This window comes from Youxingia wuxianensis, from assembly GCF_014385085.1.
GTDB lineage: Bacteria > Bacillota > Clostridia > Oscillospirales > Ruminococcaceae > Youxingia > Youxingia wuxianensis.
Window position 1 is genome coordinate 70,719 of record NZ_JACRTD010000004.1, and the last position, 15,091, is coordinate 85,809.

15 protein-coding genes are annotated in these 15,091 nt (G+C 47.4%); 6 read left to right on the plus strand and 9 right to left on the minus strand.

What is annotated here, in order from left to right:
* Nucleotides 1-39: 39 nt before the first annotated feature.
* From H8705_RS06405 to H8705_RS06420, 4 genes are all read left to right on the plus strand, one after another.
* Nucleotides 40-750, plus strand: coding sequence for a GntR family transcriptional regulator (locus H8705_RS06405; protein WP_262395004.1), 711 nt, complete (start codon nucleotides 40-42; stop codon nucleotides 748-750).
* A gap of 11 nt (nucleotides 751-761) precedes the next feature.
* Entirely contained in the window at nucleotides 762-1,484 is a 723-nt protein-coding gene (locus H8705_RS06410) for a GntR family transcriptional regulator (RefSeq protein ID WP_262395005.1), read from the plus strand.
* Nucleotides 1,485-1,606: 122 nt separating this feature from the next.
* Nucleotides 1,607-3,319 (plus strand): hypothetical protein, encoded by a 1,713-nt coding sequence (locus H8705_RS06415; RefSeq protein WP_262395006.1) that lies wholly within the window; start codon nucleotides 1,607-1,609, stop codon nucleotides 3,317-3,319.
* Between the two features lie 17 nt (nucleotides 3,320-3,336).
* Entirely contained in the window at nucleotides 3,337-3,906 is a 570-nt protein-coding gene (locus H8705_RS06420; protein ID WP_262395007.1) for a class I SAM-dependent methyltransferase, read from the plus strand.
* A 238-nt stretch (nucleotides 3,907-4,144) separates the two neighbouring features.
* Here H8705_RS06420 and H8705_RS06425 read toward each other — a convergent pair whose 3' ends face one another.
* Both H8705_RS06425 and H8705_RS06430 read right to left on the minus strand, forming a co-directional pair.
* Nucleotides 4,145-4,861, minus strand: coding sequence for a response regulator (locus H8705_RS06425; protein WP_262395008.1), 717 nt, complete (start codon nucleotides 4,859-4,861; stop codon nucleotides 4,145-4,147).
* On the minus strand, nucleotides 4,851-6,410 hold the full coding sequence (locus H8705_RS06430) for a sensor histidine kinase (protein ID WP_262395009.1): 1,560 nt from the start codon (nucleotides 6,408-6,410) through the stop codon (nucleotides 4,851-4,853). The genes H8705_RS06425 and H8705_RS06430 overlap by 11 nt, the downstream gene beginning before the upstream one ends.
* 508 nt (nucleotides 6,411-6,918) lie before the next feature.
* Here H8705_RS06430 and H8705_RS06435 point away from each other — a divergent pair.
* Nucleotides 6,919-9,000, plus strand: coding sequence for a sodium-translocating pyrophosphatase (locus H8705_RS06435; protein WP_262395010.1), 2,082 nt, complete (start codon nucleotides 6,919-6,921; stop codon nucleotides 8,998-9,000).
* A gap of 307 nt (nucleotides 9,001-9,307) precedes the next feature.
* Here the strand turns inward: H8705_RS06435 and H8705_RS06440 are convergent, their stop codons facing one another.
* The 4 genes from H8705_RS06440 to H8705_RS06455 all read right to left on the minus strand — a co-directional run bounded on the left by H8705_RS06440 (nucleotide 9,308) and on the right by H8705_RS06455 (nucleotide 12,126).
* Nucleotides 9,308-9,448: a FeoB-associated Cys-rich membrane protein gene (locus H8705_RS06440; RefSeq protein ID WP_262395011.1), complete on the minus strand. Its 141-nt coding sequence runs from the start codon at nucleotides 9,446-9,448 to the stop codon at nucleotides 9,308-9,310.
* A 12-nt stretch (nucleotides 9,449-9,460) separates the two neighbouring features.
* The gene (gene feoB / locus H8705_RS06445) at nucleotides 9,461-11,611 is read right to left on the minus strand and encodes a ferrous iron transport protein B (protein WP_262395012.1); all 2,151 of its coding nucleotides are present in this window, start codon (nucleotides 11,609-11,611) and stop codon (nucleotides 9,461-9,463) included.
* Between the two features lie 73 nt (nucleotides 11,612-11,684).
* The gene (locus tag H8705_RS06450) at nucleotides 11,685-11,906 is read right to left on the minus strand and encodes a FeoA family protein (protein WP_262395013.1); all 222 of its coding nucleotides are present in this window, start codon (nucleotides 11,904-11,906) and stop codon (nucleotides 11,685-11,687) included.
* 10 nt (nucleotides 11,907-11,916) lie between these two features.
* Nucleotides 11,917-12,126: a FeoA family protein gene (locus H8705_RS06455; protein WP_262395242.1), complete on the minus strand. Its 210-nt coding sequence runs from the start codon at nucleotides 12,124-12,126 to the stop codon at nucleotides 11,917-11,919.
* 199 nt (nucleotides 12,127-12,325) lie between these two features.
* Here H8705_RS06455 and H8705_RS06460 point away from each other — a divergent pair, with 199 nt between their 5' ends.
* Nucleotides 12,326-12,742: a metal-dependent transcriptional regulator gene (locus H8705_RS06460; RefSeq protein ID WP_262395014.1), complete on the plus strand. Its 417-nt coding sequence runs from the start codon at nucleotides 12,326-12,328 to the stop codon at nucleotides 12,740-12,742.
* Nucleotides 12,743-12,861: 119 nt separating this feature from the next.
* Here H8705_RS06460 and H8705_RS06465 read toward each other — a convergent pair whose 3' ends face one another.
* Genes H8705_RS06465 through H8705_RS06475 form a run of 3 tightly spaced genes read right to left on the minus strand, consistent with a single transcriptional unit; the run spans nucleotide 12,862 to nucleotide 15,075 of the window.
* Nucleotides 12,862-14,265, minus strand: coding sequence for a sensor histidine kinase (locus H8705_RS06465; protein ID WP_262395015.1), 1,404 nt, complete (start codon nucleotides 14,263-14,265; stop codon nucleotides 12,862-12,864).
* A 12-nt stretch (nucleotides 14,266-14,277) separates the two neighbouring features.
* Nucleotides 14,278-14,715 carry a EutP/PduV family microcompartment system protein gene (locus H8705_RS06470; protein ID WP_262395016.1) on the minus strand — a complete coding sequence of 146 codons (438 nt, stop codon included), beginning with the start codon at nucleotides 14,713-14,715 and terminating at the stop codon, nucleotides 14,278-14,280.
* A gap of 12 nt (nucleotides 14,716-14,727) precedes the next feature.
* The gene (locus H8705_RS06475; RefSeq protein ID WP_262395017.1) at nucleotides 14,728-15,075 is read right to left on the minus strand and encodes a BMC domain-containing protein; all 348 of its coding nucleotides are present in this window, start codon (nucleotides 15,073-15,075) and stop codon (nucleotides 14,728-14,730) included.
* Nucleotides 15,076-15,091 lie beyond the last annotated feature (16 nt).

The window sequence follows — 15,091 nt, forward strand, 5'->3', positions numbered from 1 at the left end:
GGTCTTTTCCTCTATACCAACCATAACAGGAGGTGCCCTATGTATAAAAAAATACCTATTTATCAGCAGCTGGCTGAGCTGCTGCGGGAAAAAATCGAAAAGGGTGAATACGCTTTTGGCAGTTCTCTTCCTTCCGAGCGGGAAATCGCAGAAACTTACGAACTTAATCGTATGACGGTTCGTAAGGCGTTGGATCTTTTAGAAAAAGAGGGCCTTCTTGTCCGGATCCAAGGAAAAGGCACCTTTATAAACACTCCTAAAATTGACACCCGGCTGGACACTATCCAAAGTCTGGGCAAATTTTTAACACAAATGGGCATCAGCGTCACCAATAGGGTGCTTTACTGCGGCAGACGCAAAGCGGATTATAAGTTTTCAAAAATTTTTGGGGTCTCGCCGGAGGATGAAATTTATCAAATTTTCCGGCTGCGGCTGGGAAATGGGGAGCCCTTCGCTTTAGAATATTCATATGTACCCTTCGCTTATATTAACGACTGCGAGCAATATGATTTTAAGGTGTATTCTTTACATGATCTGTATGACAAGCATGGGATTGTTTTAATGGAGGACCATCAGCAGCTGGAGATCGTTACCGTCCACAATCCCCAGGCAAAGCTGCTAGATCTGCCGGAAGGAGGACAGGTGTTTATGCTTACCAACGTAAGTATAGACAAGGACGGACGGGTGATTGAGTATACCCGATCCTATCACAGCAGTAAAAAATTCTCTTTCTCCACAATAATGAGTTAGGAGGCGTCCAGATGAGTAAATATACCCAGTTGTTAAGCGAGCAGGCCAGGGAAAAAATCGAGGAATATATTGACAGACAAAAAATTGCCCCTCATACGGCCCTGCCCGCCGAGCGGGAACTGGCGAAAATTTTAAATTTCAACCGGCTCACCCTGCGGACAGCCTTGCGTCAGATGCGGGATGAAGGGGCGATTTATACGATCCATGGAAGGGGAAACTTCCTATCCAGTCCAAAATATCTGGAGGATTCCAAAAGCTTTATCTCCTATACCGCCGGCTGGGAAAGCGACGGATACCAGGTTCACAGCAAACAGATCAGCCTGAAGGTAATGGAGGCCACCAAACGAATCTCCGATAAACTTGACCTTCCTTTGGGAACGCCGGTATATGAACTAAAAAGGGTGCGGTATCTGGATGGAAACGCTTTGTTTTTGGAGACCGCCTATCTGCCGATAAAATACTGCGAGGGACTCCATAACTATCGTTTTGAAAACCGCTCTCTGTATAAAACTTTAGAGACGGAATACCATATCAAGCTGGTGCGGCAGAATCATGTGATCAGCGTTGCCGCCCTCACTCGGGAGGAAAGCGCCTATCTGGAGGCTCCGGAAGGGACAAGCGCTTTCTTTATCCGGGGCGTCACCTACGACGATACCGGACGGGCAGTGGAGTACTGTGTGTCTTTAAATCGAGCGGATCTTTACGCCATCACCAGTTGTTTAGTACCAGAATAATACAAGCCGCTGGAATATATTCCAGCGGCTTTTTGCTGTCGAAAGCACCTGTCCCCCTTGAGTTTTTTCCCTATTGCCACTATACTGAAGGAGTGTATTCTGGTTTGGAAAGGAGTTATTTCATGCGTCAATCTATTGTGCAGCCTCTGATAGCTGTTAGTTTATGTCTGTGCCTTCTGCTGGGAGCCTGTGCTCCGAGAAACGAGACGCCCGGCGCTCCGTTCTTGCCGGAAGCTTCCTCCACTATTTCTCAGCCTTCTCCGGAAAGCTCTTTTGCAGTACAGCCTTATACTCAAAGGGAGATGAATTTGGAGGACTGGTGGGACGAATATCTGTTTGACGCCGCTTACAGTCTGCAGAGCGACTATCCCACTATTCCCCAAATGGATACTGGGGTTATGATCGAATACTGCGGAAAAAAGATGTATCGGGACGGTGTGCTTGCCCAGGCGGGCAAGGGCGTGGGGGACAGTCTTCTTCCAAAAGATACTCTTAATGAATATATGCTTCGTTATTTTAACCGTCCTTTGTCCCAGCTGGATACTTTAAAGCTGGAAAATGAGGATGCAACCGCGCTGCTTTATTATATTAATACCCACGGGATCGATGAGACAGACGAATCTGTGGGCTACTTAAAAAACGGACCTTTCACCCTTACCGACGCTCAGCCGGCAGAGGATGGGAAGTTTCACCTTACCATAGAGGTGGAGGGCTCCCAAACCGAAACCTTTGTAATGGCGCCCCACTTAGACCGGGAAGGGTATTACTTTGAGCAGGTGATTATAGATTATGGCCAAACGCCCGAAAGCATCACCCTGTCTGGAAATTATCTCCAGGTGCCTTCTCTGCTGGGCTTTTCCCCCAGTCACGGATCCGGGCGTTTGTACTCTTACGGGGAAATCGCAGGCAGGATTTTGTTGGTCAGCAGCCAACGGGATTCTTCCCTGGTATCTATGTCCCTTGTAAGTTCTCAGGACCTAAGCGAGATAAAAAAAGAAATTTCCCTTTCTAAAGAGGAAACCTTTATTTCCGCTACCGCTTGTGAAAGTCGAATACTGTTTGTTACCAGCCAGCGGCTGATCACCATGGGGGCGGATTTCTCCGATTACAAGGAAGTTTCTCTGCCCCAGACTTTAATGCGGTCGATACACATGGGAAGTGATGACTATGCCCGCCTGACGTTTAATACGGATCTGAGTCAGGCAGTATACTGTAATCACCAAGGGGTTTGTCTGTATGATTTTCCCACCGATCAGGCGACCCTGCTGTTGGAGCATCCTGATTACAATCCCAATGCCCAAGGAAAAGAAATGATAGCGAATAAAACTTATGGTTCCGCCCAGTTTATCGAAAATGATACAAAAATTCTCGCCAACATCTACGGTTATGAGCATACCGCCGGGCGCACTATTTATGATCTGGCCACGAAAGAAGCTAAAACAGTAGAGGACCCCTGGCTTGCCGATTATCTGGTGGTAGAGGATGGAAAAGGTCTTTCTTTTAATGCGTACGACGAAAACACCGCGGCGGTTTATCACCATTGGACAGATATGGAAACCGGCGAGGAACATCCTATCACCTTTCCCTCCGGACTCAAAGACATCCAGACGATTGTATCTGAGGATAAAGGAACTGTTTTAATCTTTGGCTCCACAGGCAACCGGCATTATGAGCTGTACAAAATGAATTTGCAGACGATGGAACCGGAAAAAACGGATTTTCTCTTTACCGGGACAGATCCTTATATCATCGGCGCCTGCAACAATGGCAATTTCATGTTTCTGTATTTTGATCTTGACGGAGGCCCGGGGGCTTATATTTTAGCTAAAACATAAGAAAGGAGTATCTGATGATGCCGGACAGTTTAAACACCCTAGCGGTAGCTCACCGGTTTATCTCCGAACATGTAAAGCCCGGGGATTTTTGTATTGACGCTACTGCCGGCCGGGGACACGACACCGCTTTTCTCTGTTCCCTGGTAGGGGATACGGGAAAAGTACTCGCTTTTGACATTCAGCAGGAAGCGATAGACAGCACCAACCAAAGATTATCAGAAAACGGATTTTCCCATATCGCTCAGACGCTTTTGGAAAGTCATGCCAATATGGCCCGCTATGCACAGAAGGAATCTGTGGACTGTATCGTTTTTAATTTTGGATATCTCCCCGGCGGCGACCACCATATTTTTACCCGGCCTCAAACCAGTATTCAGGGGATTGAGGCTGGCCTTGAGCTGCTAAAGCCCCGTGGCATTATGAGCCTTTGTATTTATTACGGCGGCGACAGCGGCTTCGAAGAAAAGGACGCTCTAATGGAGTATCTCAAAACCATCGACAGCAAGCGGTTCACCGTGCTTGTAAGTGAGTTTTACAACCGGCCCAACTGCCCTCCCATTCCAGTGGCAATTTTAAAAGAAGGGTAAAAAGCGTTTTAAGGGAAAGAAAATCCTTCTATATATTTAAAAAAAGCAGCGCGGCCTTAAGCCGCGCTGCTTTTCTCTTCTTGCAGATTATTTCGCAGGCGGTTCTCGCCTGTCCAAATGCCTGCGCCTCCCCGAACGCTCAAAGGACATATTCCCGCTCCCTAAAAATCATATTTTACCCTACGACAAATAACAGAAAAAGGACGGGGAAAAGCGGCCGCTTTTCCCCGTCCTTTTTTTATCCTCTTGTCTCACTGTCATTGTCAGTCATTCGGTATCCCACGCCTACCTCGGTCAGAATATACTCCGGCTCGGCTGGATTTTTTTCCAGCTTACGGCGGATATTCGCCATATTAACCCGCAGGATCTGATTGTCTTTCGAAGCGTGGGGGCCCCACACGTTTTGAATGATATAGTCGTAGGTAAGCACCCGCCCCACATGCTGGGCAATCAAAGTGACAATTTTATATTCCACCTGGGTTAAATGCACATCCTTATCGTCTACCAATACCAACCGCCGGTCAAAATCAATAGTTAAACCGCCGGTGGTAAATTCTCCCTGGATAATCTGCGCTTCCCCCCGGGCAGCTTTATGGCGCAGGGCGGTGCGAATTCTAGCCAAAAGCTCCGCTGTGCCAAACGGCTTGGTCAAATAGTCGTCCGCCCCCAAATCCAAGGCCTCCACCTTTTCCCGTTCATGACTGCGGGCCGATACCACAATTACAGGCACCGACGTCCATTTGCGAACAGAAGACAGTACCTCCAGACCGTCAATATCCGGAAGTCCCAGGTCCAAAAGAACCACATCCGGGCAATAAGAGGAGATCAGCGATTGCGCCTCGCTTCCTTTGCCCGCCTTGATTACCTGATAGTCGTTGGCTTTTAGGATCGTGGCGATAAAATTGCTGATAGCCGCCTCGTCTTCTACAATTAAAATGGTTGCTTTATTGTTCATGAACCGTATCCTCCTTGGGAAGCGTAAAATAAAATGTACATCCCTGCCCTGGAGAGGTAATTACCTCAATTTCTCCTCCATGGGCTTTGACAATGGAACGGCAGATAGAAAGTCCTATCCCCATTCCCCGCTTGCCGTCGCTTCGGGTATTGTCCTTTAAGGAGTACCCTTCAAACAAATAGGGAAGCTCCTGTGAAGCAATCCCTTCTCCGTAATCTCTCACAGAAAAAACCACGTCTTGTTTCTCCTGTTTTACTGTCATCTCAATAGGCAAGGGGCTTTTTCCATGTAAAATTGCGTTTTCTATCAGGTTGATAATCACCTGTTCAATCAATGTGCCGTCCATTGGGATCATCAAAAACTCCTCTGGAACCTTTACATTGATTTTCTGTTGGGGATAACGCGCCTTTATCCGTCCTACCGCTTCTGCTACAATCTCTTCTACCGCCTCTGGCTTTTTGTTTACCTTCGCGGTATCTCCCGCGCTGATACGGGTGACAGACAGAAGGTTTTCTACCATGCGGATCAGCCATTGGGAATCTGTCTTAATATCGGAAATCAGCTCCCGAAGAGTTTCCTCGTCCAGCATCCCTCCGCTTTCCAAAATCACCGAGCTGGACCCCTGTATACTGGTAAGGGGCGTGCGCAGGTCGTGGGAAATTGCCCGAAGCAAATTGCTTCTCATTTTTTCTTTTTCCGCTTCCACCAAAATTTCCTGCTGCTGTTTGGTCAGACGCTGGTGTTCCATTGCCATTTCTATTTGAGTAATTACCATGTTTAGGAGGATTTTTCCTTCCGGGTCCTCCCATTGGCGGACATCCCCGCAAAGCCCGATCACTCCCAATGCCCGGTCGGCGAACGTCACTGGGATATAATATCCCATAACGTCACTGCTCACCTTTGTATGACTGCCGGTAATTTCTTGATTTAAATATGCTCTCGCCGCGGCAGGAACTTCTTCTATGGCCTGCAGTTTTTCTTTTTGCTCTTTGGTGCCTTCCATCTGGATCTGGGTGGGCTGGGAGGGATCTCCCAGATAAAAAACCACGCCGCAGCCGTATAGTTTGCTTATATACTCGGTGACAAGGCTCATGATATCCTCAAATCCCCCTGCGGTCACCAAGTTTTTTGTAATTTCATATACCGCGTTGGTCCGGCTTTCCCGGATAGCGGACAACCGGGCCTGTTCTTTGCTTTTTGTGGTTAAGGCGCTGATCATAATAGAAACTATCAGCATTGTGGCAAAGGTCAGAGGATACCCGGTTCGGGTAAAATCGAAAGCCAGATAAGGGTAGGTAAAAATATAATTTACCCCCACTACGCCCAGGATGGAAGCAAGTACCCCCGGCAGATAGCCAGTGGTAAAACAGGAAACAACAGCCACCGCCAAAATATAAATGACCGCCACATGTATTCGTTCAATAAACTGATTATTAAGCAGCGCCGCCAGCAAGGTTGCCAGCGCCATAATCAATCCGGTATAAAGCATATCTACCGGTTTCAAACAAAAAGAGGTATCATCCATCCAATTGCGAATCCCCTCAAACATAATATTACCGCCTCCCGCTCCATTATATTTCTTTTTTATACACTTGTCGAGCGGAAGAAAGGATGATTTTTGCCCACATAAATTTTATTTTATCTCCATGAGGAATTTCTTTCATTATACTGCAAGCCGCTCTCAAGAAACTGTTAAGTATTTTTTTCTCTTATTAAAAAATCGTTAAGAAATGTTTATTTTTATTGAAGGGTTGCCCTTCCAGTGCTATAGTAAAATCAATTTCGGAATTTTTTAAAAGTTGAAAAGATGCTTTCCTATTTCTGGATTTCTGCAGCGCCGTAGCATCTTAAGTTTAGGTATTTCCAGTATTGATTATCTTTTTTAAAAAGGAGGGTATAGGGGATATATTTACTGATTTTATGTGGGGAATAATCGGTCTGTCGGTGTGCGGCAATAAATCCGACCGGCCGGTAGTAGTTGGGTACTGGAGATTAGATGTGACTGCCTGAATAGAAAGCATTCATTCATATATTAAGATTTTTAATGAGGTGTACAAATGAATGCGTTTATGTTCGAAATTATTTCCATTGTAATTGCCTTTATCGCCTTCATTTTTGCTGGTTGGCTGTATAAATGGGTGGAAAAACAGCCTTCTTCCAACGCGAAAATAGCACAGGTAGGCGGATTGATCCGCCAGGGCGCAAAAACTTTTTTAAATAAGGAATATCGGGTCCTTGCCCGCTTTGCCGGGGTTGCGGCTGTTTTAATTTTGGTTTTCCTTCCCAGCCCGATCTGGAAAGGGGAATATATGCAAAATATTCTGATGGCCCTTTCTTATATTGCTGGTACTGTCTTTTCCGCAATCGCAGGAAAGATAGGGATTCAAATTGCTACCATTGCCAATATTAAAGCGGCAGAAGCTGCCAAAAATGGAATTAAACCGTCCTTTATGGCTGGATTCCGGGGCGGCGCCGTTATGGGTATGGCTGTAGTGGGAAGCAGCCTGCTGGGCGTTTCCGCCGTCTTTATGATCACCGGAGATACCACCGCTTTGTTGGGCTTTAGTTTCGGCGCCTCTTCTCTGGCTCTCTTCGCAAAAGCGGGGGGCGGTATTTTTACCAAAACCGCTGATATCAGCGCGGATCTGGTTGGAAAAGTGGAGCTTGGCATCCCAGAGGACGATCCGAGAAACCCAGCGGTTATCGCGGATAATGTGGGCGATAACGTTGGCGACGTGGCCGGTATGGGCGCGGATCTGTTCGATTCCAACGTGGCTTCCATGGCTGCTGCTTTGGTAATGGCAGGGGCTTTGGATGCTCTGTCCGGCGCAGCGATTAATGTAAGTATGGTATTTTGTTACGCTGCCATTGGTCTGCTGGCCTCCATTATTGGCGTTGCTATGGCCAAGATTGGTAAACACGGCAGTCCCACCCGGGCGCTTAACAGCAGTACTTATGTTACCACTGCCATTTACGGCGTTTTGACCGCGGCAGCTACCTATCTTTTTGATTTTTCCTGGCGGATTTGGGGCGCTTGTATTGTAGGGCTATTAGTAGGCGTAATTATTGGTATTGCCAGCGACTACTTCACTGACGACACCAAAAAACCAGTTCATTATGTTGCTAGAGCTTCCAAATCAGGCCCGGCGTTTACAGTGCTTTCCGGTATTTCTTATGGCCTTCTCAGTGTGCTTCCTGCAATGATTGGTATTGCTGTGGCTGCTCTTGCCGCCTATAAGCTTTGTGAGCCTATGGGGGATGGATACGCTATGTTTGGTATCTCCATGGCGGCGGTAGGAATGCTCTCCATTGTAGGTATGATTATCTCCAATGACGCTTATGGTCCTATTGTAGATAATGCCCGCGGGCTTGCGGAAATGGGCAATTTAGGCGATAAAGTTCTGGATATTACAGATGAACTGGACAGTGCCGGCAACACGGTCAAGGCGGTTACCAAAGGGTTCGCTATCGCGGCGGCTGGGCTGACCGTAATTGCTTTGCTGGGCGCTTTCATGAGTGAAGTAAATACAGCGGCGGCCGAACTTGGAGTAGAAGGCCTCGTAGGATTTGATATTATCAACCCGATGGTCTTCTTTGGGCTTCTGATCGGCGCGGCTATCCCGGCGGTATTCTCCGCTATGCTGATGCTTGGAGTGGATAGAAACGCCCAGCGGATGGTGGGAGAAATTCATCGTCAGTTTGATACTATTCCAGGATTAAAAGTAGGGGATCCAAATGCTGTTCCGGAATATGACAAATGTATCGAAATCGCTACCAACGGCGCTATTAAAGAGTTAATTCCCGCTGGACTGATGGCAATTATCGCTACTTTGGGTGTTGGATTCATCGGCGGTGTACAGGCCATCGGCGGCTTTTTAACCGGCAATATTGTCAGCGGTCTGCTTCTTGCTTTGTTTATGTCCAACTCTGGCGGGCTGTGGGATAACGCGAAAAAATATGTGGAATCCGGCCATGAAGGCGGCAAAGGCTCCGACGCCCATAAATCTGCTGTTGTAGGCGATACCGTCGGAGATCCCTTTAAAGATACTGCAGGTCCTTCCATCAACACTCAAATCACTGTTGTTTCCTTGGTATCTTCCCTGCTTTCCACACTGTTTTTGACTATGTCCTTATTCTAATTTCCTTCCCTTTTCCATTGGCATAAAGGGAGGACTGCAATTACATCCTTGATAATTATTTCTCTAGTGGTTAAAAAGCTCTCCCGGCAAACTTGCCGGGAGAGCTTTTTTATGCACAAGACAGGCGGAGTTTTGCAACAAAAAGCAGACGTTCCCAACAGCCGGACGACCATCAGCAAAGGGACAGGCGGACCCAATGGCAAAAACCAGCCGTCCGGCAACCAGGCAGCAAAAAGACAGGCGGTCCCCGGCAGCAGAGAAGCTGCCGGGGACCGCCTGTCTTGTGTTTTAGGGAAGTTGCTTTATCTTAACTTTTGTGGCAAGTCTGTGAATGAGGGCATCCGCTGCAGCCACAGCCGCATCCGCCGTCCTTGTGATTTTTAAAGCTCTTATAAGCTGCGAAAATCATCGCGCCGATCACAATGGTCCCTATAATCCATGTTGCCATAAATAAGCCTCCTTAATTGACCTGCTGTACTGTTTTTACAGGAATATTCCTGTTTGGATTATAGCTTCTAAACATCAGCCATAGGATAGCGATGATACAGACGCATCCCAGAACCGCTCCCATACCAAACCCTTTACCTAAGAAAATCACAGAGCCTAATTGGTTGATAATAAACGCCATAACATATGCAAGCCCGGTTTGGTAAGCCAGGGTAATCCCGGTCCATTTCCAGCCGCCCATCTCACGTTTGATCGCTCCGATTGCCGCAAAACAAGGGGCGCACAACATATTGAACACCATGAAAGAATAGGCGCTTACCATTGTAAACATTCCCGCTACGCTCTGCAACAGCATCGGATCTTCTTCTGTCGCCTCACCAAGCCCAAACAGAACCCCAAATGTACTCACTACATTTTCTTTTGCCACCAGCCCGGTCACAGTGGCAACCGCCGCCTGCCATGTTCCAAATCCCAACGGAGCAAAGATCGGCGCGATAAAAGAGCCAACTGCCGCCAAAAGACTTTGGCTTTCTTCCACCATCCCGAAGTTACCGTTGGCAAAGCCGAAGCTGCTCAAAAACCAAATCACGCCGCAGGCCACAAAGATTACCGTACCCGCTTTGATAATAAAGGCTTTTCCTCTCTCCCACATGTGGATAAAAACGCCTTTGGGAGCTGGGAAATGGTATTGGGGAAGCTCCATGACAAAAGGAGCCGGATCGCCTGCAAAGAGTCTTGTCTTTTTTAGAATAATTCCCGAAAGGATTACCATAGCAATTCCTAAAAAATACATGGAAGGCGCTACCCAGGAAGCCTCTGGGAAGAGAGCCCCGGCAATTAAAGCGATGATCGGAAGTTTGGCGCCACATGGGATGAATGTGGTCACCATAATCGTCATTTTACGATCCTTTTCATTTTCTATGGTTCTAGTCGCCATAATACCGGGGACTCCGCATCCGGAGCTAATGAGCATTGGGATGAAGCTCTTGCCGGACAGTCCAAATTTGCGGAAGATGCGGTCCATAATAAAAGCAACCCTGGCCATATAACCGCAGTCCTCCAGAATGGAAAGAAAGAAGAACAATATGAACATCTGAGGCACGAAGCCGAGGACGGCTCCCACGCCGCCAATGATTCCATCTACAATCAACCCTTCCAGCCAGGGCGCCGCCCCTACTGCCGCCAGGCCCGCAGTTGCCCACTCGGTAATATATCCGCCGAACAGAACATCGTTGGTCCAGTCGGTGACAATAGTACCCAGGGAGGTAACCGACACATAATATACCAGCCACATAACTGCCGCGAAAATGGGAAGAGCCAGCCAGCGGTTGGTCACCACCCGGTCAATCTTATCCGAAAGGGTCATTCCCGGGCGTTTTTTATGTACACAGTTCTGGATTAATTGGCGAATATATTCATACCGCTCATTGGTAATGATACTTTCGCTGTCGTCGTCCAATTGTTTTTCACAATCTGCAATAATATCATCAATCCGCTGTTTTATATCAGAAGAAAGGGTAAAGTAGTCCCCCACCTTTTCATCTCTTTCAAACAGTTTGATCGTGTACCAACGCATCAGTTCCGGTTTCACCTGCTGGCTAATCTGATCCCCTATCGCTTCTAATGCATCTTCTACTACGCGACTGAAGTTATGCTGGGGGGGAGTGTGCGCCCCCTTTTGAGCCAGCATAATCGCTCGGTTAGCTACTTCCATGGATCCAACGCCTTTCAGTGCGGAGGTTTCAACAACCGGGCAGCCAAAGGCTGCCGCCAGTTTTTGAGCATCAATACGATCCCCGCTTTTTTTAACAATATCCATCATATTCAAAGCGATTACCATGGGGATTCCCGCTTCTGCAAGCTGGGTAGTCAGATACAAATTGCGTTCAATATTGGTAGCGTCTACAATATTGATAATCGCATCCGGGCGTTCTCCTAAAAGGAAATCCCGACTTACGACTTCTTCCAGAGTGTAAGGAGAAAGAGAATAAATTCCCGGAAGGTCTACAATCCGTACATCCTTATGATCGCGCAGTTTTCCTTCCTTTTTTTCTACGGTTACCCCAGGCCAGTTTCCCACATATTGGGAACTTCCGGTAAGATCGTTAAACATTGTCGTCTTGCCGCAGTTGGGGTTACCCGCCAATGCTATTTTTATTGACATGGTGCTCCTCCTTTTAGTTAGTTTGCACTAACTTTAGCTTCTAAAATAAACACAGCCTCTGGTCGTGTTTTATCTACTTAACCTCAATCAGATCTGCATCCGCTTTTCGGATAGAAAGCTCATAATTTCTTACCGTAATTTCAATCGGGTCCCCTAACGGCGCTACCTTCCGGACAAAAATCGGAGTGCCCTTGGTGATCCCCATATCCATAATTCTCCGCTTGATGGCTCCGCTGCCATTAATCTTGGTCACTGTCACCGTACTGTTGCAGCCGGTAGTCTTGAGTGTTTTCATATTATGCCTCCTACACCATAATCCGATTTGCCATACTTTTACTGATAGCGATCCTGGCGTCTTTCACATTTACAATCATGTTGCCGCCCATTTCCGCAACCACCGTAACATCACCACCAATAGTAAATCCCAATTCACCTAAAAACCGCCGGGTATCATCTTTACCCTTAATCTGTTTAATCTTATTGATTGTCCCTTGGGGCGCAAATGTCAGCGGCATGATAATAATTCCTCCCTCCAAATTAGCCATAGCTAACCACCATCCCTAAAATTATGAGTTAGTTTTCCCTAACTCATTTAACAGCACTAGTTTACCACGGCTAACTCGACTTGTCAAGCGTCTTGCAAGGAATAATTGTGATCGGAGAAAATTTGTGTTATGATGTACATAAATTCATTGTGCGGAGGCGTCATTTCTCATGAAATTGCAAGAATCTGGGGAAAATTACCTGGAGACAATTTTTATTTTGCATAAACGGACAGGCTTTGTTCGGTCGATTGATATTGCCATGGAGCTGGGTTTTTCCAAGCCCAGCGTCAGCCACGCAGTGGGGCTTTTGAAAAAAGACGGTTATCTTGTGGTAGGCGGAAAAGGGGAAATTTCCCTGACGGAAAAAGGCCGCTTTGTAGCGGAAAAGATTTATGAACGCCATCGTCTATTGCGCCAGTACCTGGTGGCGCTGGGCGTCAGCGAACAGACCGCTGAGAAAGACGCCTGCCGGATTGAGCATGTGATCAGCGAAGAAAGCTTTGAGAAAGTAAGACAGCACGTCCAAAAAGCCTGTGGTCTGTTGGAAAAAGCAGACGGCGGCTATTCCCCGGTTTCCAAAGTATAAAACTAAATTACCGCCGGCCTTTGCGCCTGCGCCGACGGGAACGTTCCTTTCTCTGTACCGCGCCTGCTGTCTGCTGCCTATAAATCAAAAGCCGCCTGGTTTCTCAGGCGGCTTTTCTATTATTCCAGTTTAAAATCGAAGTACGTCTGGGTTCCCCTCTCTCCAGTGGTTACGCGCAGTTTTCCATGAAGATTGTCTTCCACCATGGTTTTGATAATCTCCAGCCCCAGATGATTTTTCCCAATAAGCTCGGGAGTATAACCGCATCCGTCGTCCAATACCGCTGCGGAGCAGTATAAAATTCCCTTGGTCAGCTGGATTTCCACCCGCCCCTTATCCTTTTTGGAAAAACCGTGCTCCAGAGAGTTGGATATCAGCTCGTTTAGAACAATTGCAATGGAAACCGCTCTATCGCTGTCCACAAGCAGATCGTCCCCGCCTACCGAAATTTCAATCTCTTTCCCCTCCGGAACCGCATACCGCAGCAGGTTCTCCCGAATACGCTGAGCAAGGGCAAGCAGACTTATCCGTTCATTGTCCACACTGCCGCACAAAATTTCATGGATTGCGCTGATACTGCCTACCCGCCCGATATTTTCCTGCAGAGCGGCTATCGTTTCCGGGCAGGAGCTGCGTCGGGCCTGCATACTAAGCATGCTGACAATCGTTTGCAGACTGTTTTTAATCCGATGATGCATCTCCTGCACTACCACGGATTTGGAAATCAGCTCCTTTTCCTTGCGTTTAATATCCGTTACGTCCTCTAAAAGCATCACCAGACTAATATCGCTCTCCTGAGAGGGAAGCTTGTATTTTATCTTTAGGGTTCTCTCCCCCACTTCAGTTTCATACTCAGTAATCCTTCCCGCAAGAATGTCGTCGATTTTCCCGCCGCAATCCAGCGACAAGTCGTCAAAGCAAAATCCTACGATTACCTCGCCGAATCCCAGCTCGCCATAAATTTTCCGAGCCTCCGAATTGACAAAAGAGGCCACTCGGTTTTTATTAAAAATTACTATCCCGTCGCTGACATGATTGGTAATAAGGCTGGAGCTTTGCGCGCCGCTCAACAAGTTATCGGTCAACTGTTCGGCAGTTTCTTTGAGCTCCCGAAGTCTTTCGTTCTCTATATAAATATTGGTAAAATCTTTCTCTTTTACAATTACAGCGATAATTTTTCCCTGGTTGTTTTTCACCGGCACAGTGTATTGCTTCACAATCCGATTTTCCTGGGTCACCCCTTTTAAATCCCGTACTACCATATTATTTTTTAACGCGTGAAATACCGCCGGCTCGTTTCGGGGCAATACAATTTCCCCCACAATACGGTTATGATACAAGGATTTCGCCGGTTTGGCGTGGGCGGCTACCACTCCGTATTCTTCCCCAGGAGCAAAACAGTCGATAAATAAGTCTGTCCCCGAAAGATCGGCAAAATACTGCATCTGTTCTTCCAGCCGCTCCAGCTGAAGGATCTCCTCCTGGGTTAGCTGCGTGTACTGCAAACACAGTTTTCTCAGCATCGCTCTCTCCCCTTACTCGGCAATTCCAAGATATTTTCTGACCTCATCCACACCAATGTTTTGAGTACTGCTGATTTTGAACACTTTTTCACATCCGGCCAATTCCAATTTTGCCATGGCCTGCAAAACTTCCTCTTCATTTTGCACCAAATCAATTTTTGTTGCAAGCCCTATTGTGGGACGATTAAACATTCCGCTAATATTGGGGGCGAAAAAGCACTGCGGATCCGTACAGTCCTGCACTAAAATCACCACATCCGCATCGGCGGCGGTAACTACCAGCGCCCGGTAAAGGGCCCGGTTTTCCACATATTCCCCAGGGGTGTCAATCGCGTTGTCGATAATTTCAATCGCCTGGGTCTTTTTATATTTTATCTCATGATGATGCAGCACCTGACAAAAACTGGTTTTGCCGGCGCTGGTGCGTCCTATAAGCATAATTCGTTTCATAAAGGCCACTCCTTAACTGCGGGTCATTGGAGCAGGGGTAAACCCAAGCTGACTGCATAAAACATCCAGCACCGCCGCCAGGGAGGCCTGTACGCTTTCCACATCCCCAGAAATAACCACCGAACCGCTGAACCGGTCTACAAAAGCAATGCTCACCGCCGCGGCCTTGGTAGCTACGTCGGCGGCGATAATCGCCGCTTCACTTGGAGTGATCGTGAGAATGCCGATAGCGCCCTGCGTACCATCTACAATTCCGAGTTTTTTATATAAGTCGGCCACCGGATTGGCGATCAAATGAGCCAGCGTTACCTGTTTTCCAGGAACAAATTCCTGTATTATCCGCTGTTTTTCTTCACTCATCGGCGTTCCCTCCTTT